Genomic DNA, 24,728 nt, shown 5'->3' with positions numbered 1-24,728 from the left:
AATCAGGCGGAAAATACGGGTTGAATCAAACGAATTGCGACAGCAGCAGGGTCAGCCCCAGCGCGATCAATGAAGCCAGTACGGTGGCCGAGGTGAATTTCTTCAACGCTTCGGCGAGCGAGACTCCCAGGTACTCCTTGACCACCCAGAAGGCCGAGTCCGTCACATGGGTCCAGCCAATGGCGCCGGCACCGATGGCAATGCAGATAATTTCCTTACTCACGGTGGGATGAGCGCTCAGCATCGGCATCACCATGCCGGCGGCGCTGATCATTGCCACCGTTGCTGAACCGACGGCGAAGTGCATCAGCCCTGCCACCAACCACGCCAGGACGATGGGATTCATATTCAATTGCGTCAACGAGCCGGACAGCGCGTTACCCACGCCGCTGTCGACCAGGATGCCGTTGAATGCCCCACCGGCACCGATGATCAGCAGAATGCTGGCCAGCGGAGGAAAGCTCTTCTGAGTGTGCGCGAGCAAGTCAGGCATTGATAAGCCGCGGCGCAAACCCAGCGCCCAGTAAGCGAACACCACAGCAATGGACAGTGCTATCAGCGGCGTGCCCAGGAACGAAACGATGCTGAAGAGCCCGGAGTCATGGGGCAGTCCGGCCGCAAAACTTTTGCCGACCATCAGCAGCAGTGGCAGCAGGATGGTCAGCAGTGTCAAGCCAAGGCCTGGCAAGTCCCGGGTCGCGCTGTCAACGCAATGTTCGTCCAGAAAAGCTTCTTGAGTGTCAGGCGCTTCACTCTTGCAGACCAGCTTGATCCACAGCGGCCCGGCAATGATGGCGGTAGGTAGCGCGATAATGAGGCCATACACAATGACCTTGCCGACATCGGCGCCCAGCAGCCCGGTGATGGCCATCGCGGCAGGGTGCGGGGGCAACATGCAATGAACCGCCATCAGCGACACGGCCAAGGGCACGCCCAGGTACAAAAGGTTGATCCGGGTCTCTTTGGCGACCACATAGATCAGGGGAATCAGCAGAACGAATCCAACCTCGAAGAACACCGGGATGCCCGCGATAAACCCTACTAGCATCATGGCCCATGAGGCACGCTCTTTACCCAGGGTGCTCAATAGCGTCTGGGCAATGCGCTCCGCGCCACCGGATTCTTCCAGCATCTTGCCGAGTATGCCGCCAAGGCCAATGATCGTTGCCAGGAATCCGAGTGTTCCACCGACACCTTTTTCATAGGAAGAGGCCATTTGCGCCAGTGGCATGCCGGAACCGATGCCCACCACAAAGCTCGCAGCGGTCAAGGCCAGGAATGCGTGGACACGCACTTTGACGATTAGAAAAACGATCAGAATGATGGCGGAAAACAACACCACCAATAGAGTGGGACCACTGTGCATACAATCTCCTGAAAGAGCTTTTATTGTTGAAACAAGTGATCTTGGTCACTCAGCTTTTCGGCATTAGAGAGCGCAACACAGGGACCTGACAAAGGATGGATTTTCAAGGGATGGATGACATGAGGTCATCTATGGTGAGTGCATGGCGTGAAGTGATGAAAGTTCGAGCCATATCTACAAGGGACTGGAGGCTATCAAAGCCTGGAAGCAAGCCTCGCAGGCCAAGTGAACCTGAAGCGCGCGGCCAATGAGTTTTTTTATCATGTCAAGGAGCGCAAAATGAGCTGGCTGGCGTTCGAATGATGTGTCGCAGTCGGCTGGCGTGCAGACATCTCGGGCACCATGGGTAAGGACTTTCTCGAGTACGATGAGCGCGCGCTTGCTGTCGACTGCAGGGGCCGGAGGAGGCGTTTTGAAACCATTCGCGCTCAGACCTGGCGCCTCGACGCTGAACATGTTCCTGCAAGGGGGCTTGCCACGCCGTGATGCTGTGCCGCAAACGTTAACGGAAAAAGCGGTCATCCCTGGCATTCCCAATGCTCGCTATTGGTTGGACCACGACCTGACTCTGTTCATTCAGGATGCAACTGAGGGCAACAAACGCGAGAGCGAGGCTCTCGCCAAGGCAGGGAAACCGAACAACATCCTGCCGCTGGCAAATATGCTGGCAGTTTCGGGAGGCGGTGACGCAGGCACATTCGCAGCAGGACTCATTACGGGGTGGACCACGCATGGGACTCGCCCCATGTTCAAGGTCGTCACGGGCATTAGCGCGGGCGCCCTGGTCGCCCCGTTCGCTTACCTGGGATCCGAGTACGACGAAGTCATTCGGTATATCGCCAACGCCATCGGTCCAAAAGACGTTTTTCATTCGCGAAACGTGCTGACCCGTCTTGCCAGCGACGGTATAGCGGACAGCAAGCCACTGTCGCGGCTCATCACAAAGTACATCACCGCGGAAACTCTTGCGGCGATTGCGTCGGAATACGCCAAAGGGCGAATCCTGCTGATCGGCACAACCGACCTTGACTCAGGGCGGCCAGTCACTTGGAACATGGGCACTATTGCCGCAAGCGAAGCACCGGGAGCGCTCGACCTCTTCCGCAACATCATGATCGCGTCGATGAGTATTCCCGGCGCCGTCTCACCCGTCATGATCGATGTAGACGTTGACGGCAAACAGTTTCAGGAAATGCACGTGGACGGTGGGGTCATCACTCAGGTGTTCCTTTACCCACCTGGCACAAAGATGGCGCTGAACAGAGCCACCGGAGCACCTTTGCGACTCGAACGGCATTTCTATGTCATTCGTAACGGGACACTGGAGCCGCAGTGGTCCGGGACGAAACGCCGTACATTGAGCATCGGCGGTCGAGCCATCAGTGCATTGATTCAAACTCAGGGGATCAGCGACCTGGAGCGAATTTACCGTATGGCGCAGCAGGATGGAGCGGATTTCAATCTTGCGTACATTGGCTCCGACTTTTACTTTCCGCGCAATAAGAAATTCGATGGCGAGTACATGAAGCGTTTATTCGATTACGCCTTTCAACTCAGCGCGAAGGGCTATCCGTGGCATAAATCACCGCCCTCGGAAAACTCTGAACTACGAAACACCCGCTGAAAGATTGAGCCAATCTGTTGCGTCGACCGGTTGAATCCACAGTCGATTGCAGCCCTTCGTGATGGGCAGCTATCGGCCAGAAGCTGTCGTTCGAACACCAAGGTTAAACGGGCTTGTTCAAGCCACCGTTGCAACCTTACAGTTACTAATCCTTGCGAGTAAGGGCTAAGACGAAGCATCTAATGATGCCTCGTCTTGAAGCTTAGGCTGGCTTGAAACAGTACGCAGCCAGCTTGTTCCCATCGAGATCCCGAGCGTAAGCCGCATAGGCGTCAGGTGCCCAGCCTCGCGGACCCGGTGCACCTTCGTCGGTGCCGCCACTGGCCAGCGCCGCGGCGTGGAAAGCGTCAATGGCCGCACGATTCGGCGCTTCGAAGCTGATGGTGACACCGTTACCCACGCTGGCCGGGGCGCCGTTCGCCGGTTTCAGCACGAAGAAGGACGGAGCGCTCTCCCCCCAGATCGACCCCTTGTCGTCCAGATCAGCGATGCGTTTTTGGCCCAGGGTACCCAGGACATTGTCATAGAAGCTGCGCGCTTTTTGCAGGTCGTTGGTACCGACGGTCACATGAGTGAAAATGGTCATCTTTGTGCTCTCTTTGGTGTAGATATGGTGGGTTGATGTTGCAGGTTTTCGCGCCTTTGACTGGCCCTGACGGGTTTCGCCAAACCTGTTGAGTCAGCGATCGAAATGGATAACGGTGCGGATGCTTTCGCCTTGGCGCATCAGGTCGAAGGCTCTGTTGATCTCCTCCAACCCCATGGTGTGGGTAATGAAACTATCCAGTGGAATGTCGCCCTTTTGCGCGTTCTCAACATAGCTGGGTAGCTCGCTACGTCCTTTCACACCGCCAAATGCCGAGCCGCGCCAGACGCGCCCGGTCACCAGCTGGAAAGGACGGGTACTGATTTCCTGACCGGCGCCAGCGACGCCAATGATCACCGACTCACCCCAGCCCTTGTGGCAGCACTCCAGGGCGGCGCGCATCAGATGGACGTTGCCAATGCATTCGAAGGAATAGTCCACACCGCCCTCGGTCATCTCGATGATCACGTCCTGGATCGGCCTGTCGTAATCCTTGGGGTTGATGAAATCGGTAGCGCCCAGTTGCCTGGCTATCTCGAACTTGGCCGGGTTGATATCGATCGCGATGATTCGACCGGCTTTGGCCATGGTCGCACCGATAATGGCTGCCAGGCCGATGCCACCCAGACCGAAGATTGCCACGCTGGCTCCCTCCTCCACCTTGGCCGTATTGATCACCGCGCCAATGCCGGTGGTCACACCGCAACCGAGCAGGCAGACCTTCTCCAGTGGCGCATCCTTGGGGATTTTGGCCAGGGAAATTTCGGGAAGCACGGTGTATTCGGAGAACGTCGAGGTGCCCATGTAGTGAAAGACAGGCTGCCCTTCGTAAGAGAATCGGCTGGTGCCATCTGGCATCAAACCTTTGCCTTGAGTGGCACGGATCTTCTGACAAAGATTGGTCTTGCCGGAGGTGCAGAATTTGCACTCGCCACATTCCGGGGTGTAGAGCGGGATCACATGGTCGCCCACCGCCAGTGAAGTTACCCCCTCGCCAATCGCTTCGACGATACCGCCACCTTCGTGGCCAAGAATAACGGGGAAGATCCCTTCGGGATCAGCGCCGGATAACGTAAACGCATCGGTATGGCAGACACCTGTCGCAACAATGCGTACCAGCACCTCACCGGCTTGCGGCGGCGCTACATCGACTTCGACAATTTGCAGAGGCTGGTTCGCCGCGAAGGCGACGGCCGCTCGTGATTTGATCATGTTCGTGATTTCCCGGACGCAAAGAGGCGCCGTTCCTGTGTAGAAACAGTCAAGAGATTGTGTTCAGAGGAGCGTTACAGAGGGCGGGCGTCCTTGCCCTTGAGGCCGATTAGAGCGATGCCTCGATCTTCTTTGCTGCGGCTTCGTCGACCCAGGCATGCCAGATTTCCGGGTGTTCCTTGAGGAACATCCTGGCCAGCTTCGGCGATTCGATGCGTTCCCGGGTCATCCTCGCCAGGTTCTGATTCAACAAGTCGATGGGAATGTTGACCTTCTCCAGTACTGCGACCAGTTCAGGAGCCTGTTCATGAAATGCCTTGGAGAGTCCCACCATGGTGATGACGTCTTTGTTGGCGCCGGTCTTTTCCTCCAGCCTTATCGCATCGATCTGCCCCATCAGCGGCGTCGGTGACCAGTAGTAGAACAGCACCGGCTCACCGCGTTTGTAACTGGACAGGACAGCCGCATCCAATGCCGCACCGGTACCTGGACGAAAGTTTGTGAACGTGTTTTCAAGACCATACTCTTTCAACATCTCGGTATTGTCCTGCTCACAGATCCAACCCGCAGGACAGTTGTAGAAACGGCCTTTGGACGGTTCTTCCGAATCGCGAAAAACACTCGCGTACTTGCTCAGGTCCGCGACTGTCCTGAGGTCGGGCGCCTGCGCCGGCCGGTTACGTTTGGCGTCCCCTTCAACGACGTAACGCGGCACATACCAGCCCTGAGTCGCACCAATGATCGGAGCGCCAACCCCGACAACCTTTCCGGCCGCCGCCGCCTTTTTCCAGACTTCGCTGCGCTCCATCCACTCTTCGCCAAACACCTGAATGTCGTTGCCGGCCAGTGCGGTCTCGAGAATGATGGTGTTACCCACCAACTGATCCGTTGCACAGCCATAACCATCCTTGAGCACGATCATCATGATGTCGGTGAGGAGCATCCCGCTCTCCCAGTTCAACCCGGCAAATTTCACCGACTTGCCCGATTCACACCAACCTGAGGCCTGGCTTGAAGCACTACCGACAAGCAAGCCAAGGGTGAGCAACGAGGCCAACAAACTCTTCCTGTTTTTCATGATCAGACGCTCCGAATCATTATTATTGGGGGCAGCGAACTGTTGTGTGCGACACAGGAGCAAACGAGTCCATCAGATTTAGCATGGACAAGTGCGTGCGCAAACACGTGAAACAAAGGCGTGAATCAATTGCATTTATTGTTATTGGCGAAGCTCAAGCTAATGGATCAACAGAAGTACGCCCGTAGAACAACTGGCGCGCATAGGCACTGAACTCGACATCGGGTTGGTCCACGTACGCAAACACCGCGTTGAGCCTCAGCCTGTCCCCTTCCACCGGCGTGACCCGGTGCAGTGAATAGCGGCCGCGGAACAATGTCAGGGTGCCGGGCACTTGAGGCAGAACCTCTACCTCCTGTGTTTGCGAGTCATCGAGGAATTGCCTGACCGCGTCATAGCAATCGTCGCTTTCATTGCGCAGCATCCGCACATACTCGAAATCCCCACCGGCGCTTGCAGCCTGAAGCGACAGCGTGACGCTGAAGTCGGAACGATCAAAGTGCCACCCCAACTCCTGCCCTGCCGTGAAGCCCTGCAAGTTAAGGGCGGCTAATGGATCGGCATGACGATAGAGCGTGTCCAGAGCCAAAACATCTTTGATGAAAGCAAGGACTTCGTCCGATCCATAGATCTGCCGGATCAAATGGTCGGCAGGAATATCGGCATAGGCAACGGTGTCTTTTGCCGTGTTCATCAAGCGTCGTAGCGGGTGTTCCGGATCAACGCTTTCGTCCTGAGGTTTGAAATAAACCGTGTGGCTTTCCCGAAAATGAAACATGCGCGAGTGCAGTGCAAGTGTCTGCTGCGCCATCGCGACAACCGATGGATTGCGAACAAAACCCGGAAAGATCGCAACGCCCTCTTGTGCCAGCAACGACTGACTGTGAGTGACCAGTGCGAGATAAGCGGGGCTGGTGCGATCGGTGATTGGGTAACGCTCGAGATCGACGAGATCGCCCAGGGTTAGCGCAGGTGTGAAAGGCAGGGTAGTCATTGTTGTTGGTCTCCGTTGGCTCTGCTGGATTCAGATTGCATCGGCACCAAAAACAAGTCACGCTCATAATTTTACGCAATTTTGTGAATTATTTTCAGGTCGTATACCCATGAGACTGACGCTGGATCACTTGGTGATGTTGCAAACCTTGTCGGAAGTCGATTCGATCACCGCGGTGGCCGAACGTTTATGGCTGACACCTTCAGCCGTCAGTCACCGCATACGCGAAGCGGAGCGGCGGCTAGGCGTGAGCCTGACGGAAAGATCAGGAGGAAAGCTCAGACTCAGCCCTGCCGGCGTGCGCCTGGAACGGGCCGCCAAAGACATCATCGCCATACTCAATGAGGCTGAGTCCGAGGCCCGGTCCATGGCTGGTGGCGTCACAGCGTTTGTCCGTATGGGTGTCACCTCCTACGGCCCATTTCGCTGGATTCCAAAATTCATCAAGCACTACTCAAGTCTTCGGCCGGACATCGAAATCACACTGGTGACCGTGCCCCGTAACGACGTTTACGCGAGCCTGATGCAAGGCAGACTGGATGTGTCCATTATCGATGACGGCATGGTGCCTAGCGGTGTCGCGAAGTTGCCACTTTTTCGGGACGATTTGATTGCAATCATGGCAACCGATCATCCCCTTGCGGGAAGGAAAAATATCTATGCGGAAGACTTCAAGACTTACAACCTGGTGACGTATTCGACCGATCGCGCCAGTGGCTGGGAGTATGACCGTTTCTTCGCCCCCGCCAGCATCTTGCCGCGCCGCATGATCACGGTGGAGTTGATCGAAGCCATCGTTGAACTGGTCCGCTCAGGATACGGAATCAGCATATTGCAACGGGATTTGGTAACCCCCAGTCTTGAACGCGGGGAACTTGCGTGGGCGGCCCTGAATGACGGCCTGGATATCGCCTGGAACGCAATCGTTCGTCCCTCGGAACGGGAAGATAGCGAGGTCAGTAAAATGGTTACGGAGCTTGATACCTGGATTAAAAATTCAGGAAAGCCTGAACGCAGCTAATCGCTGGTTAGCGCGTAAAAAATGGTTTTTTAGTCGATTGCAGCCCTTCGCGACGGGCAACAATCGGCCAGAAGCAGTCATTGGCAGAGAACACAGCTTGCCCGTCAGCCGACGAAATCTTAGGCACGCCAGGCGGGATTCTCGATCAGTAGCGCCATGCCCTGCCCACCGCCAACACAGGCCGCGGTAACCCCGTAACGCAGATGGTGCTCACGCAGTTGTCGGGCCAGGGTCAGCACCAGGCGCAAGCCACTGGCGGCCAAGGGGTGGCCGAGTGCCAACGAACCACCCTGGACGTTCAGACGCGAAGGGTCCAGCTCCAGCTCCTGAGCCACTGCCAGGACCTGGGCGGCCTGGGCTTCGTTGATTTCAAAGCGGTCGATCCGATCCAGGCTCAAGCCGCTGCGCTGCAGCAGCAGGCGAATCGCCGGTGCCGGACCGATGCCCATGAACTCCGGCGCCACCCCGACCACCGCGCTGGCCCGCAGCAAGGCCAACGGTGTATCCCGACGGGCCGAAGCGCGCCCGACCAGGGCCGCCGCCGCGCCATCGACCACCGCACAACTGTTGCCGGCGGTTTGCACCCCGCCTTCGTGCACGGTGCGCAACCGGGACAACGCCGCGATGTCTCCGGGCCGTGGGTGGCTGTCTTCACTCACCGTGTCGACGCCGCGTGACAGGCGGATGCCCCGTGGCTGATAGCCTTGCAGTTCGAACACCTGATGCCCCACGGCAACGAGCTCGGGTGCCAGCCAGCCCGCGTGTTGTGCCGCAAATGCCCGCTGATGACTGGCACAGGCGTATGCGTCCACCGCTTCTCGACTCAGCCCATAACGCCGCGCGAGGTTGTCGGCGGTGGTGATCATGTCCACCCCGGGAGCCGGGTCGTACAAGGCTTCCCAGAGAAAATCCTTGAACTGCACTTGCGCGCCAAGGCGGAAACCGCCTCGATGGGTATAGGCCGTAATCGGATTGCGCGACATCGATTCGGTGGCCACGCACAGGGCCAATTGCACGCCGTCATCCAGTTGCCTGGCGGCCTGGCGCAGCAGTTCGAAACCGGTGGCGCAGATCCGCTGCACCCCCAGTGCCGGAACCGATTGCGCCACGCCGCTGTAGAGGCCGATGTGCCGTGGCAGCATGTAGGCATCGAAACTGGCCTGGGCCATGGAACCCGCCAGCACGCTGTCGACTGCCAGCGGGTCAACTTGCGCGCGCGCCAGTACTTCGCGCCCGACCTTGATGCCCAGGTCGATCGGCGACACCTCGGCCAGTGCCCCACCGAGGTCCACCCACGGTGTGCGCACCGCATCGAAAATCGCCGCATCGGCAAAGGCCGAGTACTGCCCGCCGGTGTTCAGGACTTCGCTCACGACTTCGCCCCGGCGCGCAGGATGGCTGGATCGAGCCCGCGATACAGCGCCTCGACCTGCTCCGCGCGCCACTGCAATACCGCACGCTGGTTGATCGAACCCTTGTCGGTGATTTCCCCCCGATCGATGGACGCCGGCTCGTCAAGCAAGGCGATCCATTCCAGGCGACTGGCATTGCCCGTGGCCTCGCGATTGAATCGCTGCAACCAGCCGGCGAACCACTCGCGCACCGGCGCGCTGGCCAACACCTCGGCGTCGCTGGCACTGGCCGCCAGCCCTGACAGCCGTCGACATTCGAACATCCGCGCAAAGACCAGCGCGCCCAGGCACTCGCGATCCGGCGCGGTCACCACCAGGTCCTGGACATAGGGTGAACCTTCGAGCACCGCGCGGCTGCGCAACGGCCCGACGCTGACGAACACCCCGGATGACAACTTGAAATCTTCGGCGATGCGCCCGTCGAACATCAGCCCCAATTGCGGATCGCGCGGGTCGGCGAGCTTGAGCGCATCTCCGGAGCAGTAGAAGCCCTGCGAGTCGAACGCATCGTGGGTCTGCTGTGGTGACCGCCAGTAACCGGGCATGATGTGCGGCCCACGAAAGCGTCCTTCGAGTTTGCCGTCCACCGGCACCAGGCGCACCTCACAACCTGGTGCCGGCAAGCCGACATAACCGGCCATGGACAACGGCCCGGTGGTGAAGGTGCAAGACGGCGAAGCCTCGGTCATGCCGAGCCCGGCCATCATGCGGATACGCTCACCGCAGTGCTGTTCGCTGATCCGGTCGAGGCGGTCCCAGACACTTTGCGACAGACCGGCGGCGGCAAAGAAAAACAGACTGATACGCTTGAAAAAGATCTCCCGCAGCTCCGCGTCCTGCTCCAGTGCCGAGGCCAATTCTTCCCAGCCTTTGGGCACGGTCAGGTAGGCCGTAGGCGACACGTCTTTGAGATTACGCAGGGTTTGCGCAAACCCCTGCGCCGTGGGTTTGCCGTCGTCCAAGTAAAAGCTGCCACCGTTGTAGAGCACGATGCCGACGTTATGGCTGCCGCCGAAAGTGTGGTTCCACGGCAGCCAGTCCACCAGCACCGGCGGTTCTTCGCCGAACACCGGAAAGGTCTGCAACAGCATCTGTTGGTTAGAGCACAGCATGCGCTGGGTGGTGATCACCGCCTTGGGCAGCTTCGTCGAGCCGGAGGTGAACAGGAACTTGGCGATGCTGTCCGACCCCGTACCAGCAAAAGCGGCCTCGGCCTCGGCCCCGCCCGGTTGTTCAAGCAGGCTGGCGAAACTCACCTGGTGGCGTCCCGCGATTTCACCCCGGACGGTAATCATGGGCGTTTCAGCGGGTATCACGGCATCGATGGCGCGCTGGTAGGCCGCAGCATCACTGACAAACACCAAGCCAGGTTGCAGCAGATCGCAGACGTGACGCAGCTTGGCGAAATCCTGGGACAGCAGCGAATAGGCCGGAGACACCGGGCAGTAGGGAATGCCCGCGTACATGGCGCCGAAGGCGAGTTGCAAATGCTCGATGTCATTGCCTGAGAGCAACACCAGCGGTTTGTCTGCTGACAGGCCGTAGCTCAACAGGCTTTGGGCGATGGCCCGAACACTCTCGAGCATCTCGGCGTAACTGACCCGGCGCCAGTCACCGTCGGCCTGGCGGGCGGCGATAAAGGTTTGCTCGGGACGCACCTTGGCCCAAAGCACCAAACGGTCAAGCAGTCGCGGTGGATACTCGGCCAATGGCTCCAGGGAACGCATGTGCAACGCGCCCTGCTGTTCTGTCACCTCGACCGCTGCGCGACCGATGGCCACGTGACGGTAGCGCGGCGCGCAGGCCTCGGTGTGGGGTTGCGATCTGAATTCGGAACTCACGTGCTTGTTCTCCATCAAGGCACGCTACCACCAAGCCGCACGAATGGGCATGGTGGTGGCTGCCGCCTTTTTTTATTGTTATTTCTGCGGTTCAGATCGGGTAGTGCCGCGGTCCATGCTGCAAGGTAACCCAGCGCAACTGGGTGAAATGCTCGATGGACGCCTTGCCGCCAAAGCTGCCGTAGCCGCTGGACTTGACTCCACCGAAGGGCATTTGCGCTTCGTCGTGCACGGTCGGGCCGTTGATATGGCAGATGCCCGACTCGACCCGTTGGGCCAGCGCCAGGGCGCGCCCGGTATCGCGGCTGAAGATCGCCGCCGACAACCCGAACTCGGAATCGTTGGCCAGACGCAGCAACGCTTCATCGCCCACCCCGCGCAACAACACCGCCACCGGGCCGAAGGATTCCTCGCGGTACAGACGCATGCTCTCGTCAACGCCATCGAGCAGGGTCGGCTGCAAAATGCTGCCATCCAGCTGTCCACCGACCACCACCCGCGCACCCTTGGCCAGGGCATCGTCGATCAACCCCTTGATGCGCGTTCCGGCACTGGCATCCACCAGCGAACCGAGCACCGAATCCGCCAGCGCGGGATCACCGGCGCGCAGGGTCTCGACCTTGGCCGCCAGCTTTCCGACAAAGGCGTCGGCGACCTTGGCATCGACGATCAGCCGTTCGGTGGACATGCAGATCTGTCCCTGATTGAAGTACGCGCCGAAAGCGGCTGCCTCCACCGCCGCATCCAGGTCGGCATCATCGAGCACCAGCAATGGCGCCTTGCCGCCCAGCTCCAGCAAGGCTGGCTTTAGGTGGCGCGCCGAAAGCTCGCCGACGATGCGCCCGACATGGGTCGAGCCGGTGAAGTTGACCCGCCGCACCGCCGGGTTGGCGATCAGCCGCTCGACAATCGCCGAGGCATCCGCCGGGGCATTGCTGATGACGTTGACCACGCCGTCACCCAACCCTGCATCCTGCAAGACCTGGCCGATCAGACGATGCACCGCTGGGCTCAGCTCAGACGCCTTGAGCACCACGGTATTGCCGCACGCCAGCGGCATGGCGATGGCGCGGGTGGCGAGAATCACCGGGGCGTTCCACGGGGCGATCCCCAGCACCACGCCACAGGGTTGGCGCAGGGCCATGGCAAAACTGCCCGGCACATCCGAGGGAATCACTTCGCCATTGATCTGGGTGATCATCGATGCCGCTTCACGCAGCATGTTGGCCGACAGCCGCACGTTAAAACCGTACCAGTTGGCCATGGCCCCGGTTTCGCCGGCCGCCGCGATGAATTCGTCGCTGCGCGCCTGCAACTGCTCGGCCGCCTTGAGCAAACGGGTGCGTCGTTCATTGGGCGCCAGGGCGGCCCAGGCGGGAAACGCTGCCTGGGCCGCAGCCACCGCGGCATCGGCATCTTCCAGGGTGGCGGCAGCAACCCGCGATACCAATTCACCGGTCACCGGGTTGCGGCGCTCAAAGGTTCGACCGTCGCGGGCAGGCAGCGACTGGCCGCCAATCAACAGGGGCACGTCCAGCATGGTGATTCCTCTTTATTGTCTTTGTCGGGAATGCATTCGAGCGATGCAGAGCGCCGGGGCGGACATGCACCCGGTGATCAGTCTCAGCGCTTGTAGGCCTGCAGACCGGGCTTGATGCTCTTGTCGTCGAGGAACTGCTTCATGCCCTGCTCGCGGCCACCCTCGGTGTCGAGCAGGCGCGACTGGTCAAGCTTGGCGTACAGGTAGTCCTCGTTCTGCTCCCAGGTCAGCTCGCGGCAGCGCTTGAAGCCATGCTTGGCCGCACGCAGTACCACCGGGTTTTTCTCCAGCAGGTTGCGCGCCAGGTCCACGGTGACTTCACGCAGTTGCACCAAGGGTACGCTTTCGTTGACCAGGCCCATCTCGGCGGCTTTCTGCCCACCGAAGGTCTTGCCGGTCATGATGTAGTACAACGACTGACGATGGCCCACGGTGTCGGCCATGGCTTTGCTCACCAGGTTGCCCGGCGGGATGCCCCAGTTGATTTCCGAGAGGCCGAAGGTCGCTTCGTCGGCGCAGATCGCCAGGTCACAGGCCACCAGTGGGCTGAAGCCACCACCGAAACACCAGCCGTTGACCATGGCGATGGTCGGCTTGGTGTACATGCGCAGCAGTTTCCATTGCCACTGCGAGGCTTCGCGGCGGATTTTTTCCTGGAGGATCTCCGGGCCCGCGTCCACTTCGCGAAAGTATTCCTTGAGGTCCATGCCCGCGGTCCAGGCTTCGCCGGCACCGGTCAGCACCAGCACGCCGGCCGCCGGATCCTGCTCAAGGGTTTCCAGCACATCGATCATTTCCCGGTTGAGCGTCGGACTCATGGCGTTGCGTTTTTCCGGGCGATTGAGGATGACCCAGGCGATGCCTTCTTCGATCTCGACCTTGACGGTTGTCCAGCGACCTTCGTAATTGCTCATGGCGATGCTCTCTTGTTCTTGGCTTGAAGATGACTGGAAATTAAAGGATCGATATAGTTATGTCAATTAACTATTAATCGAATTAACCATTTTTTATCCACCCGAAAATATCCTCCGCCCCCTTCACCATGAACGACGGGCATAGCTATCAGCGGCCAACCCCGGCAAACTAGATACACTTGTTAACCTCCATCTCTTCAGGATTCACCCGCAATGGCCAAGCCTTCTCCCCTCGCCGACCAGAACGAGTCCCCGTCCGCCACCGCCAAGCTGCAGGCACCGCTGGATTCGGCACTGGATGACCTGATCGGCTACGCGATGCGGCGCGCCCAACTCAAACTGTTCCAGAACCTGATCGGTCGCCTGTCAGCCCATGACCTGCGCCCCGCGCAGTTCTCGGCCCTGGCGATCATCGACCAGAATCCGGGGCTGATGCAGGCCGACCTGGCCCGGGCCCTGGCCATCGAGCCGCCGCAGGTGGTGCCGTTGCTCAATAAACTGGAAAGCCGCGCGCTGGCGGTGCGAGTGCGTTGCAAGCCGGACAAACGCTCCTACGGAATCTTCCTGAGCAAGACCGGCGAAACCTTGCTCAAGGAGCTCAAGCAGATCGCCGCGCAAAGCGATTTCGACTCCACTTCAGCGCTGACCGGCGAAGAGCGCGAGGAGCTGCTGCGCTTGCTGAGGAAGGTTTACCAGGACTGAACGCACGCTGCCGGCACGCTCCAGAAGGGGCGGCCGGCGGGGAACATCGAAGGGCCCGGGCTTACCAGATCGGCAAGGTATAGAGCACCTGGAACCGGGTCTGGTTTTCATCACGAAACGCCGTACCGCTCGGGAAGTCATTGCGATAGATCGCCTTGCGCGCCAACAGCCCGACGTTTTTCAGCGGGCCGCTCTGAATCACATAACCCAGTTCCATCTGGAATTCGCGCTCTTTGCGGTCCTCGGCGTTGAAGGCGGCCAACTCGATATTGTCGCCGCGCACGTAACGCAACCTTCCCTTCAAACCGGGCACCCCGGACGCGACGAAGTCGTAGTCATAGATCGCTTGCCAGGTGCGCTCCTTGGCGTTGAGAAAATCCGAAGCCATGGTCTGTTCGCTCATGCCCATCAACTCGGTGCCAGAGATGTACGGCGTCGCCGTGTCGCCGCTGGAGTGCATGTAGCCGAGGCTCACCCGGTGCCCGCCGAAGCGGTAGCCAAACAATGCCGAGAGGTTGCGGTTGTCCACCTCACCCGCTTTGGCGGCGCCATCCTCACGGCTGAAAAAACTGCGCAAGTCACTGGTGAACACGCCGTCGCCAAGCGGCAGGTTGTGCAGCAGCGCCAGGGTGTCCTGTTGGTACAGCTCGGCCACCTCGGCATGGTAGGCGCGCAGACTGAGTTCTTTGTTGACCTGATAATCGCCCCCCACGTACGCCAGATGCGAGGTGGTAGCGGCACCGTTGAATCGCCGGTTTGGCGTGGCGATGCTCATGGCCTGATAGTCCGTGGAATCGCGCTTGTTGATGCGATCGATGTAACCGGTGTTCAGGGTCAGGCCATCGAAATCCCTGGAGCTGAGCGTGGTGCCGCGAAAGGTCTGTGGCAGCAGCCGCGACGGGCTGGCAAAGGCAAACGGCAGGAAGATCGAGACATCGCCGCTCTTGACCGTTGTCTGGGCAAACCGCAGCTTGGCCGTCGGCGCCAGCCGCGAATAATCATCCGCCGCGCGCTTGTCGCTGGCCGACACCGGCAACAGTTCGGTGCCGCTGCGATCCGGGGCGGAGTCGAGCTTGACCCCCAGCAGCCCCCGCACATCCAGGCCAAAGCCTACAGTCCCTTCGGTATACCCGGACTCCATGCCCAGGATGAAACCCTGGGCCCACTCCCGTGCAGCAGACTTGACCCCGCCATCCTTGTAGTCACGGTCCATGTAGTAATTGCGCAGGGTCAAGTTTGCGTGACTGTCCTCGATAAACCCCTCGGCCCGCAGCTGAGAGGGCAGAACGCTGACGCCTAGCAGTGCCACGACCCACCCTGGATGGATACTGCAAACGCAGGGAAGTGACGCTACGGAACCGGTGTTCATGGGGCGTTTTGGCATGTTCGATGTCCACTTTTTATTGTTGTTCGTGGGTGCCGGATCCGCACGGGACTGCCGGCTTCACGACCAGAGAATGGAAACAGCCAAGGGTCGCCGTCAATCGCAAATGACCGATAATCGAACATTAATATTATTATCTATTTACACATACTCATATGAATGCATTCATAACAGCCTGTTTTTCAACACTTTATTTGTGGTTTTTTACAGTTTTCAGGACATCATTCTTTTTTTAGTTATCTTTGTTATCTTAATCGCCAGCGGTCACCGACGGCGCGCCCAACGCACGGAGGGTTCGACTGCATAACAAAAACAACAATGAGGTTCACCCATGGACAGTCCATCGCGTCGCTCGACGCTGACAATCGCTTTGTGCTTTATCGTTGCGCTGATCGAAGGGTTTGATCTGCAGGCTGCCGGCACCGCTGCCGCAGGTTTGCGTCAGAGCTTTGCCCTGGACCCGAAGATGATGGGCTGGGTGTTCAGCGCCGGGATCATCGGCCTGCTGCCAGGTGCGTTTTTTGGCGGCTGGGTGGCCGATCGAATCGGCCGCAAGAAAATCCTCGTCGGCGCCGTGCTGCTGTTCGGTGTCTTCTCGCTCTGCACCGCCTATGTCGAGAGCTACTCCAACCTGCTGCTGGTGCGCTTCATGACCGGCCTGGGCCTGGGTGCCGCCCTGCCCAACCTGATTGCCCTGTGTGCCGAGGCCGTGAGCGAGCGCCATCGCGGCACCGCCATTAGCGTCATGTACTGCGGCGTGCCCCTGGGCGGCGCGCTGGCGGCCGTGGTGGCAATGTTTTCCAGTGAACACTGGCAAACCACCTTCATCATCGGCGGTCTGACGCCCATGCTCGTAGTGCCGCTGATGGCCCTGCTGCTGCCCGAATCCACTGCGTTCCGCCAACAACATGTCACCACCGGCAGCCCACGGTCGTCCACCGCCCAGGCGCTGTTCGGCGAAGGACGCGCACGCTGCACGCTGGCCTTGTGGTTGAGCTACTTCTTCACCCTGACCGTGATGTACATGCTGCTCAACTGGCTGCCCTCGCTGTTGCTGGAACAGGGTTTCACCAAGCCACAGGCAGGCATGGTGCAGATGCTGTTCAACATCGGCGGCGCCATTGGTTCGCTGCTCGGCGGGGTGATGCTGGACCGCTGCAACGGCCTGAAAGTGGTCCTGTTCGTGTACGCCGGGGTGTTGGCGGCGCTGGCCGGAGTCGGCCTGTCAGTGGGTATCGTGCCGATGGCCATCGCCGGGTTTGCCGTCGGGCTGTTCGTCATGGCCGCACAGCTTGTGCTGTACGCCCTGGCGCCCCCTTCCTACCCGACTTCGGTGCGCGCCACCGGTGTCGGCGCGGCCGTGGCCATCGGCCGGCTCGGTTCGGTGGCAGGCCCCCTGGCCGCCGGCCAGATTCTCGCCGCCGGTGCCGGCACCACTGGCGTGCTGCTGGCAACGTCACCAGGATTGGTAATCGCCGCGCTGTCGATCCTGACCGTGATCGCCCGCACTGGCGCGATCGCCGAGCCGCAACCGGAAGCGGCAAACTAAGCCCCGCTACAAAGGTTTCAGGAATGAAAATGCCCGGCAATTTGCCGGGCATTATTTATGGACATCAAACCAACTGCCCGGTTAGAGGTGCCTCGTACCGTGTTGGATGCGCGAAGCAGCAACCGGTTGAATCCACAGTCGATTCTGTTGAAAAAGTCGGTACTTCCAGACTGCTCGCATACTGACCGCTGAAAACGCCTTTCGCGCGCGCCGCTACGCGAAATCTGAACCCGGATTCCTCTGTTCAAAGTAAAGATTTAAATCTCAAGCGCGTACTTTTCTGTCGTGGAAACCATGGTCGACTTTTTCAACAGAATCGGCCAAAAGCGGTCGCTCGGCAGGTCCTGATTTTTGGATGGGCAAGTGATACACATCTGGTATTGCCCAACGAACATCGGTAAGCGTACGAGGAATACGCCTTGTGCAGGGTATGCGTGCGGCGAAGGCCGTACTCAAGTTAGTGCCGTAGGCCAGTGGCATGGACGTTAGCCCTATGAGACCAATGGCGTGCACTAGAGCTGGAGATTGGTAGATCGCGTTAGCCAGGCGGCTTGCCTTAAAGGGAATGGCGTTCAAGCAGCCACTCGGTGAAGGAATTGAGTGCTGCCGAGAATTTAGCGGCACGCGAACTCTATTTATTCAGTTACCCAATTTAGCTCATGACTTAGGCCCGCCACGGTGGAAGAGCCCCTTCGAAAAGTGAAAAGGCTCGATGCAGGAAACTGTTGAAGCGAGCGGCATCACGCCGCAGCCCTGCCTGTTGACCACCAATCAGGCACAGATGGGCCACCCGACCAATCACTTCTGCTTCGCCTGGCATAGGGACCAAGCGGCGGCACGTCCGTATCGCGAAGTCCAGTCGTCTTGTGTCAACACGCTGCTGAAACTCGCCTACCAACGGATCGTGCAGCGACCAGGCTCGGATGGAAACTTCCCGCCCAGGTTGTTTCTCAGCGGCAATACTCAAGTAGCGTTTCAAGATTTCGCCCGCGCTACGACCCTGCGCCGCATAAGCGAGCATGCGCTCCGTGTAGTCTTCTTCCCAAGCGGCCAGCAAGGTGCGGACAAAGTCTTCGCGATTGCGGAAATGGTGATAGAAGGATCCGCGGGTCACATTCAATCGGCGCGATAGACTCTCGGCCGAAACGCCACTATGTCCTATTTGGTCGAGGGCCTCAAAACCAGCTGCGATCCAATGGTTGCGAGTTAGTTTTCCCACCAGTTATTTCGCTCCATATTTAGCGCCATACAGACTGTGTATGGTGCGCAACCGATTGATACGCTGCGAACACCAGCAAAGATGGCCGTTGCGTTTTGCACGCTAGCACTTTTCATGGAGCTCGCCTTGAAGAAAATCGTTCTGGTTGCTTTTGACCAATTCACTGATATCGACCTATTCCTGATGTGGGACATTTTAGGCCGCAACACTGAGGACTGGCACGTCCGAATATTGGGTGCTAGCGCTATCGTGCGATCGGCGCACGGCCTGCCTGTTCCGGTGCACGGTCCGCTTTCCGAGGCCAATAGTGCCGACGCGGTATTGTTCGTCAGCGGCAAGGAAGGGATACCCGCCGCACTTGCCGCCCCAGATTTCCTGCCGTCGTTTGAACTTGACTCCAGACGCCAGCGAATCGGCTCCATTTGCGCCGGAGCTTTCATTCTCGAACGGCTTGGGCTGCTCAGCGGCCAAGCAACTACACACCCGGATGCACGATCGAGCTTGCAAGCTCTGGGACTTGAGCCCGTGGACCAGCCTCTTGTATGCCAGGGGAACGTTGCAACCGCTGGCGGATGCCTTTCGGCGCTCTATCTGGTGGGATGGTTGGTTGAATCCTGGTTCGATGTCGGCAAGCGCCGTGCGACGTTGCTCCCTGTTCTACCAGCTGGGCAGCAAGAGCTCTATGATGTCTTGATCGGGCTCAGTATCCGACAAGGAGCGTTATACGACAAACCATCGCAACAAGAAACGCGACATGGCATGTCATCTAATTGGTAGTTAGAACTCAGGAGAGATCCCCGATGCCCCGAGAATTTGAGCTCATTATGTCCGTGCCTGTACCCTCGAGGTCCGGCATCACCCACCTTTACAAGTCGATGAACCTAGCAGACGCCTTTGCGATTCGGCTCCCGGCGGGCACCTCCAGCAATCCAGATTTGCTAGCTCGATTCATCCTTTCCCACCAGCCATCCTGGATCGGATGGCTCATGAAAGTCCGAGACACTATCGTTGCCTGTTTTGGTCTCAAGACAGCCAAACATTTGGCAACACTTGCGAATCGGATTCAAATCTTCAAGGTCTACAGCTCGAACCAGACTGAAGTCGTGTTGGGAGAGGACGACAAGCACCTCGACTTCAGGATTTCGATCCTATGTTCTGGAGAGGCAGAGCCAGAAGGCAGTCGCCAACTCGTTTTTTCAACCGTGGTCCAGTGCCACAACCGTCTAGGCCGGGCCTACATATTCGTTATTGCCCCATTTCACCGCTTGGTTGTTAAGGCCAGCCTTCTCCGTGCAGCGCGCATCGGTTGGCCTCTGGCTACCTGCCCCGAAGGCTGAGAGCCGTTGCTGATCCATTAGGCACGAGATCGCGTCACTTTGGCGGTGCCACGCGGGTGCTGGATTTCAACGCAGATACTCGATGAAGGAGCCAGGGGATGCCCTTAAATCTGCCTTATCCTCGCCACATTTTGTCTACCTGCTAACCGCCGCGTGTGCCACAAATAGCGGCCACCGTCGAAAACAAGCAAGCCCACCGCCATCCAGATTGGGACGGACTATCTATATTGGGTCGGTTTCAGCCCGTCGCGCCAGGCATAAATCGGCCAGAAGCGGACTTCCGCTACACGAGCTATGGCTCAAGCCTTTCTCTCCGAGCGCCGTCTATCAAGCTCGTCTCGAATGTCTGTCCACTGCCGGGGCCTCCGCCGAATCGAGAGTGCAAACTCGATTTCGGTTCCCCGCGAACAACATAGCCAACTCATTCGCGTCCACGAGCAGGGCTGTTGCTTGCATGGCAAATCATTCCGTCCTCCAGCGAGACGTCGGCGAAAGGCTCACCCTACTCCCTCGATCGGCGTGACACATATAAGCAATTCTGTGCCATTATGCTTGGCGCATAATCTTATTTTTGTGCCATAACCACCACTGGCGTCACAGAGCCCAACCCCGGGCTGAACCTTCGTCAGTAGCCTTTTCCCAATGACATCACTCCCAAGGAGGCGTCATGAGCAGTGCATTGCTTGGTCCGATCAGTCAGATCGGTTATCTGGTCGAGAGCCTGGAACAAAGCATGGAACGCTGGCGACAGCATCTCGGTGTCGGGCCCTGGACGCTCTTTCGCAACGTCAGTCTCCAAGGCAAGTATCGAGGTGAGCCGGTCACTGTCACGATCGATGTCGGGCTTGCGTATCAAGGGGATATCCAGATCGAGCTGATCCAGGTGACCAACGATGCGAAGTCGCCCTATCGAGATGCTGAAGGCCATCCAATCCGGGGCATGCACCATGTCGCCTGGGTCGTCGATGATTTCGACCAGACGCTTGCACGACTGACCGCGACCGGGTTGCAGATGGTTTTTGAAGCCAGCAACCCGACGACCCGCGTGGCCTATCTGGAAAACGAATCGGAACCCGGAGTGCTTTACGAAATCATCCACGGCATTGGGATGCGCGGGTTGATCCAGCAGGGCATTGCGGCCGCCAGGCACTGGGATGGCTCGGATGCGGTGCACATTATCGATGTGGGGGCGTGAGGGGCAGCATGTCGAAACGACTTGAAGGTAAAGCGGCATTGGTGCTGGGTGTGGCACCTGGCAACGTCGGCGAAGCCGTGGCTCGACGTTATGTCGAACAAGGGGCGCGCGTGCTGGTTTCAGGGCGCCGCGCCGATGCAGTGGCGGCGGTTGCACAGTCACTCGGGGTGCCTTGGCTGGCGTGCGATATCACCTCGCAGGCCGAGGTCGACGATCTGGTGGCGCAGAGCAAGCAGTGCCTGAACGGCCTGGACATCGGCGTCAATGCCACGGGCTGGGGGCTCTTGAAGCCGTTCCTTGAACACAGCCGCGAAGACCTGGAGAAAATGAACGCGGTGCAATTCACCGGCCCGTTCCAGTACTTTCAGGCACTGCTGCGTCATATGCCGACGGGGGGATCAATCATCCAGATCTCGTCGGTCACGGCCAGCATCATGTTCGACAACCACGCTGCGTACATGGGCACCAAGGCCGGCATCGACCACGTCATCCGTTGCATCGCTCACGAATTCGGTCAGCACGGGATCCGGGCCAACTCCATTGCCCCCGGTGGTGTTGCCGATGCGCCGATGTCGGGTGGCGGGCTGCTGAGCCCGTCTATCGCTGCCCTCTATCACCGCGAAATCCCCCTCGGGCGCAGTGGTGTATCCGCCGACGTGGCCGATGCGGCACTCTGGCTGGCCAGCAGCGAGTCCAGCTTCGTGACCGGTCAGGTCATTCATGTCAGCGGTGGGCAGACGCTTCGGCGCAATCCCTCTATTTCCGAGATCTATGCGGCGGCCACTGCACCCGCAGGCCCGGCACGGCACCTCTGATAAACAGCACGGCTGGCATTGCCGGCCGTGCGACGGTTCAGGGCTTGATGATGACTTTGGCCGACCGCTGTGGGTCAGCCGCCGTTTTATAAGCCTGCGCGACGTCATCGAGCGAGAAACGGTGGCTGATCATGGATTCCGGGTCGAATGCGCCGGATGCCAGCAGCTCCAGTGCCTGCGCGAACTCCGTCGGATAACACAGGGTGCCGATCAGTTCGAGTTCCTTGACCTGCAGGATCGAGAAGTCAAAAGCCTGCGGTTGCTTGTAGACACTTGCCACGGTGATGCGTGCGGCATCCCGGGCCCTGGCGATGGCCTCGTGCAGCACGCCGCTCACCCCTGAACACTCGAAGATCACCTGGGTCGCGGGCGCTTGCGTCCCCAGGAAAGTCGGCACGCTGCCATGGGCCCGTGCGAGTTCGCTCCACAGGTCGTCTCGTGTCGGATCGAGCGTCAGGTTCGCCCCCAGCCCGGCAGCAATCTCCAGGCGCCCGGCAGACAGGTCAGCCACAGCGATCTGGCTGATGCCCCGGGCCTTCAGGCACGCGACGATTCCCAGGCCAATGGCTCCGGCGCCAAGGACCAGCACGGACTCACCGGCCGTCACCCGTGAGCGATTGACCGCGTGCAAGGCCACCGCCAGCGGTTCGACGAGGGCGGCCACCTCCAGGGGAAGGTTCGCCGGCAGTTGATGCAGAATCGGGCCGCTGTTTACGTTGCGCACCCGGACCAGATTCGCCAGCGCCCCCTCATCGCTGCCCACGCCGATCATCGCACCGTTGGCCATGGGGTTGACCACGACCCGCATGCCGGGCCGGTAGTGGACGACCGCCGTGCCCACCTCGCGGATGACCCCGGAGAACTCATGCCCCAATGGCATCGGTGCCCCATCGCGGCGAATGCCCCCGCTCTCATAGAAGCCCAGGTCACTCCCGCAAACACCGCACGCGGCGACTTCGATCAGCACATCTGTCTCACCCGGGGATGGTAAAGGGACTTCGTCCACCCGCAGGTCTCGAGGGCCGTGGAGTCGTACCTGTTTCATCACATGGTTCATTGTTGAGTCCTGTTGGTGGCTGACGCCGATTCGGCGGCGATGTGATCGGCGGCGATGAAGGCGAAGGTCATCGCCGGGCCAATGGTCGAACCGGGGCCGGGATAGGTCTTGCCCATCAGCGCAGCCGAGGTGTTGCCCACCGCATAGCAGCCGGCAATGGCCGAGCCGTCCGGGCGCAGCACGCGCGCGCAGGCGTCGGTGCGCAGTCCGCCTTTGGTACCCAGCTCGCCCGGATCGATGCGCAAGGCATAGAACGGCGCGCGATCGATCGGGCCAAGGCAGGGGTTGGGTTTGCAGGTGGTGTCACCGTAGTAGCGGTCGAACAGGTTGCCACCCTTGCCGAACTGCGGATCAACGCCAGCGGCGGCGTATTGGTTCATCTGCACGAGGGTGGCTTCGAGCCCGGCGACGTCGACGCCGATCTTGGTTGCCAGCTCGGCCGGTGTTTCGGCGCGGTAGATCACGTTGTCGAGCCAGCCGGCGGGGATCTTGCTGTCCGGCTGCACGCTGCCCGGCAGCAACACACCGCAGGGATAGCGCTTGCGGTACTCGGCATCGAATACCAGCCAGGCCGGTGCATTGGCCTGGGTGCGCTGATGGTCGGCATACATCGCATAGATGATGTCCGTGTAGGGCGCGGCTTCATTGACGAAGCGCTGGCCCAGTCGATTGACCATCACGCAACGGGGCGCCGCACGCTCAACGAACAGGGCGCGCTGGCTCGACTCCCCAGGCACCTTCACTGTCGGAGCGCCCCAGGTGTGTTCCATCAGCGCCACCGCACCGCCGGCCTCCAGCCCGGCGCGAATGCCGTCGCCATGGTTTATCGGCGGCGCCGCCGTCCATTGGGCCTGCGTGGGCTGGGGCAGATACAGTTCGCGCATCGCCTGGTTCGACTCGAAACCGCCGCAGGCAAGCACCACACCGTGCCGCGCCCGCAGGCGTTGAGTGCGCCCCTCGCGCAGCACATCGATGCCAACCACCCGGCCCTCATCCAGTTGCAATGATTGCATCGAGGTTTGCAGCCACAAGGGAATGCCTCGCTCGGCCAAGGCTGCGCGCAGGCTCGCCACCAAGGCGTTACCCAGGGTCAGGCGGCGATCTCGCCGGCTGCGGCGACGCCAGCGAAAATCACTCAGGTAGCGCAACGCCAGCCCGGCGGTCAGCAGCAACCAGCCGCGCTCCTTGGCAAGGATGGTGTGGGCCTCGACCTGGGTCATGGCGATACGTCCGCCAATCAGGGTCGCTGGCGAAGCCGCCCGCAACAGCTCGAAGTGTTCACACAGGCGCGCCCCGTCGAACGGGGCCGGCTCCATGGTGCGGTAGCCGGGCTTGCCACCTTTGCGGTCCGGGTAGTAGTCGGGGTAGCGCGGCACCGCGCGAAAATTCGTGCGCGCCTGACGTGCCAGGTACTCAACCATTTTCGGACCATTGTCGAGATAGGCGTCGATGCGCTGCTGATCAAAATCTTCGCCAACCACCTCGCGCAGATAGCTGATCGCTTCGTCGTATGAATCGCTGCCCCCCAGTGCGGCAATCTGGTCGTTACACGGAATCCAGATCCCTCCCCCGGATACCGCCGTGGTACCGCCATAGACATCGCTCTTTTCAATCGCGAGTACCGACAAGCCGTTGTCGTGCGCTCGCAGTGCTGCGGTCAAGGCGCCGGCGCCCGAACCGACAATCACCACATCAAACTCATCATCCCGGTTCGAGTCCTGCTGATTACTGGTCATGGCTATGCCTCCTGTTAAATGGCCGACCCTATGTCACACTTTTTATTATCTGTGCCAGAGATTGGCACGAAATGGCTTTTTGTGCCATGCCATGTGAAAATCGGGCTCAATTGCTTTTCCCAAGGGCCGGGCACGAATGCCCGCCC

20 protein-coding genes and 2 pseudogenes are annotated in these 24,728 nt (G+C 59.7%); 9 read left to right on the top strand and 13 right to left on the bottom strand.

Going from position 1 to position 24,728, the window contains the following annotated elements; genetic code table 11:
• Positions 1–25: 25 nt before the first annotated feature.
• Positions 26–1,366 carry a gluconate:H+ symporter gene (locus KGA98_RS25240; RefSeq protein WP_057715308.1) on the bottom strand — a complete coding sequence of 447 codons (1,341 nt, stop codon included), beginning with the start codon at positions 1,364–1,366 and terminating at the stop codon, positions 26–28.
• Between the two features lie 367 nt (positions 1,367–1,733).
• Between KGA98_RS25240 and KGA98_RS25235 the strand changes: the two are divergent.
• Positions 1,734–2,570: pseudogene (locus KGA98_RS25235) on the top strand (patatin-like phospholipase family protein); the annotation flags it as partial.
• Positions 2,571–2,892: 322 nt separating this feature from the next.
• A pseudogene (locus KGA98_RS28800) lies at positions 2,893–3,024 on the top strand (IS30 family transposase); the annotation flags it as partial.
• Positions 3,025–3,192: 168 nt separating this feature from the next.
• Here KGA98_RS28800 and KGA98_RS25230 read toward each other — a convergent pair.
• From KGA98_RS25230 to KGA98_RS25215, 4 genes are all read right to left on the bottom strand, one after another.
• Positions 3,193–3,576, bottom strand: coding sequence for a VOC family protein (locus KGA98_RS25230; protein WP_057715289.1), 384 nt, complete (start codon positions 3,574–3,576; stop codon positions 3,193–3,195).
• A gap of 93 nt (positions 3,577–3,669) precedes the next feature.
• Positions 3,670–4,788, bottom strand: coding sequence for an S-(hydroxymethyl)glutathione dehydrogenase/class III alcohol dehydrogenase (locus KGA98_RS25225; protein WP_223504317.1), 1,119 nt, complete (start codon positions 4,786–4,788; stop codon positions 3,670–3,672).
• Between the two features lie 109 nt (positions 4,789–4,897).
• Positions 4,898–5,866: an ABC transporter substrate-binding protein gene (locus tag KGA98_RS25220; protein WP_150813667.1), complete on the bottom strand. Its 969-nt coding sequence runs from the start codon at positions 5,864–5,866 to the stop codon at positions 4,898–4,900.
• Positions 5,867–6,020: 154 nt separating this feature from the next.
• Positions 6,021–6,860: a hypothetical protein gene (locus KGA98_RS25215; RefSeq protein ID WP_223504315.1), complete on the bottom strand. Its 840-nt coding sequence runs from the start codon at positions 6,858–6,860 to the stop codon at positions 6,021–6,023.
• 109 nt (positions 6,861–6,969) lie between these two features.
• On the opposite strand from KGA98_RS25215, the gene KGA98_RS25210 reads away from it, so the two are divergent.
• On the top strand, positions 6,970–7,881 hold the full coding sequence (locus tag KGA98_RS25210; protein WP_154862259.1) for a LysR family transcriptional regulator: 912 nt from the start codon (positions 6,970–6,972) through the stop codon (positions 7,879–7,881).
• Between the two features lie 119 nt (positions 7,882–8,000).
• Here KGA98_RS25210 and KGA98_RS25205 read toward each other — a convergent pair whose 3' ends face one another.
• From KGA98_RS25205 to KGA98_RS25190, 4 genes are all read right to left on the bottom strand, one after another.
• Entirely contained in the window at positions 8,001–9,242 is a 1,242-nt protein-coding gene (locus tag KGA98_RS25205) for a thiolase family protein (protein WP_223504341.1), read from the bottom strand.
• 8 nt (positions 9,243–9,250) lie between these two features.
• The gene (locus tag KGA98_RS25200; protein ID WP_154910509.1) at positions 9,251–11,134 is read right to left on the bottom strand and encodes a feruloyl-CoA synthase; all 1,884 of its coding nucleotides are present in this window, start codon (positions 11,132–11,134) and stop codon (positions 9,251–9,253) included.
• 91 nt (positions 11,135–11,225) lie between these two features.
• Entirely contained in the window at positions 11,226–12,674 is a 1,449-nt protein-coding gene (locus tag KGA98_RS25195) for an aldehyde dehydrogenase (protein ID WP_223504313.1), read from the bottom strand.
• Positions 12,675–12,757: 83 nt separating this feature from the next.
• Positions 12,758–13,588, bottom strand: coding sequence for a p-hydroxycinnamoyl CoA hydratase/lyase (locus KGA98_RS25190; protein ID WP_150813672.1), 831 nt, complete (start codon positions 13,586–13,588; stop codon positions 12,758–12,760).
• Between the two features lie 213 nt (positions 13,589–13,801).
• Between KGA98_RS25190 and KGA98_RS25185 the strand changes: the two genes are divergently transcribed.
• Entirely contained in the window at positions 13,802–14,290 is a 489-nt protein-coding gene (locus KGA98_RS25185; protein WP_223504311.1) for a MarR family winged helix-turn-helix transcriptional regulator, read from the top strand.
• 61 nt (positions 14,291–14,351) lie between these two features.
• On the opposite strand, the gene KGA98_RS25180 is transcribed toward KGA98_RS25185, so the two are convergent.
• A complete protein-coding gene (locus tag KGA98_RS25180) occupies positions 14,352–15,659 on the bottom strand; it encodes an OprD family porin (protein ID WP_411736676.1) in 1,308 nt (435 codons plus the stop codon).
• 346 nt (positions 15,660–16,005) lie between these two features.
• Here KGA98_RS25180 and mhpT point away from each other — a divergent pair, with 346 nt between their 5' ends.
• A complete protein-coding gene (gene mhpT / locus KGA98_RS25175) occupies positions 16,006–17,223 on the top strand; it encodes a 3-(3-hydroxy-phenyl)propionate transporter MhpT (protein ID WP_150813675.1) in 1,218 nt (405 codons plus the stop codon).
• Between the two features lie 664 nt (positions 17,224–17,887).
• Here the strand turns inward: mhpT and KGA98_RS25170 are convergent.
• Positions 17,888–18,442 carry a TetR/AcrR family transcriptional regulator gene (locus KGA98_RS25170; protein ID WP_150813683.1) on the bottom strand — a complete coding sequence of 185 codons (555 nt, stop codon included), beginning with the start codon at positions 18,440–18,442 and terminating at the stop codon, positions 17,888–17,890.
• Positions 18,443–18,568: 126 nt separating this feature from the next.
• On the opposite strand from KGA98_RS25170, the gene KGA98_RS25165 reads away from it, so the two are divergent.
• The 4 genes from KGA98_RS25165 (at position 18,569) to KGA98_RS25150 (ending at position 21,789) form a co-directional block, all read left to right on the top strand.
• Positions 18,569–19,219, top strand: a complete 651-nt coding sequence (locus KGA98_RS25165; RefSeq protein WP_150813684.1) for a DJ-1/PfpI family protein — start codon at positions 18,569–18,571, stop codon at positions 19,217–19,219.
• Between the two features lie 23 nt (positions 19,220–19,242).
• Positions 19,243–19,779 (top strand): DUF2867 domain-containing protein, encoded by a 537-nt coding sequence (locus KGA98_RS25160; protein ID WP_150813685.1) that lies wholly within the window; start codon positions 19,243–19,245, stop codon positions 19,777–19,779.
• Between the two features lie 667 nt (positions 19,780–20,446).
• Complete coding sequence (locus KGA98_RS25155; protein WP_223504307.1) at positions 20,447–20,974, top strand: VOC family protein; 528 nt, start codon at positions 20,447–20,449, stop codon at positions 20,972–20,974.
• An 8-nt stretch (positions 20,975–20,982) separates the two neighbouring features.
• A complete protein-coding gene (locus KGA98_RS25150) occupies positions 20,983–21,789 on the top strand; it encodes an SDR family oxidoreductase (RefSeq protein WP_159389754.1) in 807 nt (268 codons plus the stop codon).
• 37 nt (positions 21,790–21,826) lie between these two features.
• On the opposite strand, the gene KGA98_RS25145 is transcribed toward KGA98_RS25150, so the two are convergent.
• Together KGA98_RS25145 and KGA98_RS25140 are read right to left on the bottom strand one after the other, a co-directional pair.
• Complete coding sequence (locus tag KGA98_RS25145; protein ID WP_223504305.1) at positions 21,827–22,846, bottom strand: zinc-dependent alcohol dehydrogenase; 1,020 nt, start codon at positions 22,844–22,846, stop codon at positions 21,827–21,829.
• Complete coding sequence (locus KGA98_RS25140) at positions 22,843–24,582, bottom strand: FAD-binding protein (RefSeq protein WP_223504303.1); 1,740 nt, start codon at positions 24,580–24,582, stop codon at positions 22,843–22,845. The genes KGA98_RS25145 and KGA98_RS25140 overlap by 4 nt, the downstream gene beginning before the upstream one ends.
• Positions 24,583–24,728 lie beyond the last annotated feature (146 nt).

This window comes from Pseudomonas sp. BF-R-24, assembly GCF_019947335.1.
In the GTDB taxonomy this organism is placed as follows: Bacteria; Pseudomonadota; Gammaproteobacteria; order Pseudomonadales; family Pseudomonadaceae; genus Aquipseudomonas; species Aquipseudomonas jessenii.
The sequence above is the reverse complement of the archived record's forward strand: the minus strand, read 5'-3'. Positions and strand labels throughout refer to the sequence as shown.

Coding starts and splice junctions, on each gene's coding strand:
- KGA98_RS25140 (WP_223504303.1), bottom strand. CDS start 24,582: ATGACCAGTAATCAGCAGGACTCGAACCGGGATGATGAGTTTGATGTG.
- KGA98_RS25190 (WP_150813672.1), bottom strand. CDS start 13,588: ATGAGCAATTACGAAGGTCGCTGGACAACCGTCAAGGTCGAGATCGAA.
- KGA98_RS25210 (WP_154862259.1), top strand. CDS start 6,970: ATGAGACTGACGCTGGATCACTTGGTGATGTTGCAAACCTTGTCGGAA.
- KGA98_RS25220 (WP_150813667.1), bottom strand. CDS start 5,866: ATGAAAAACAGGAAGAGTTTGTTGGCCTCGTTGCTCACCCTTGGCTTG.
- KGA98_RS25195 (WP_223504313.1), bottom strand. CDS start 12,674: ATGCTGGACGTGCCCCTGTTGATTGGCGGCCAGTCGCTGCCTGCCCGC.
- KGA98_RS25230 (WP_057715289.1), bottom strand. CDS start 3,576: ATGACCATTTTCACTCATGTGACCGTCGGTACCAACGACCTGCAAAAA.
- KGA98_RS25240 (WP_057715308.1), bottom strand. CDS start 1,366: ATGCACAGTGGTCCCACTCTATTGGTGGTGTTGTTTTCCGCCATCATT.
- KGA98_RS25150 (WP_159389754.1), top strand. CDS start 20,983: ATGTCGAAACGACTTGAAGGTAAAGCGGCATTGGTGCTGGGTGTGGCA.
- KGA98_RS25180 (WP_411736676.1), bottom strand. CDS start 15,659: ATGAACACCGGTTCCGTAGCGTCACTTCCCTGCGTTTGCAGTATCCAT.
- mhpT (WP_150813675.1), top strand. CDS start 16,006: ATGGACAGTCCATCGCGTCGCTCGACGCTGACAATCGCTTTGTGCTTT.
- KGA98_RS25145 (WP_223504305.1), bottom strand. CDS start 22,846: ATGAACCATGTGATGAAACAGGTACGACTCCACGGCCCTCGAGACCTG.
- KGA98_RS25215 (WP_223504315.1), bottom strand. CDS start 6,860: ATGACTACCCTGCCTTTCACACCTGCGCTAACCCTGGGCGATCTCGTC.
- KGA98_RS25160 (WP_150813685.1), top strand. CDS start 19,243: ATGCCCCGAGAATTTGAGCTCATTATGTCCGTGCCTGTACCCTCGAGG.
- KGA98_RS25155 (WP_223504307.1), top strand. CDS start 20,447: ATGAGCAGTGCATTGCTTGGTCCGATCAGTCAGATCGGTTATCTGGTC.
- KGA98_RS25185 (WP_223504311.1), top strand. CDS start 13,802: ATGGCCAAGCCTTCTCCCCTCGCCGACCAGAACGAGTCCCCGTCCGCC.
- KGA98_RS25225 (WP_223504317.1), bottom strand. CDS start 4,788: ATGATCAAATCACGAGCGGCCGTCGCCTTCGCGGCGAACCAGCCTCTG.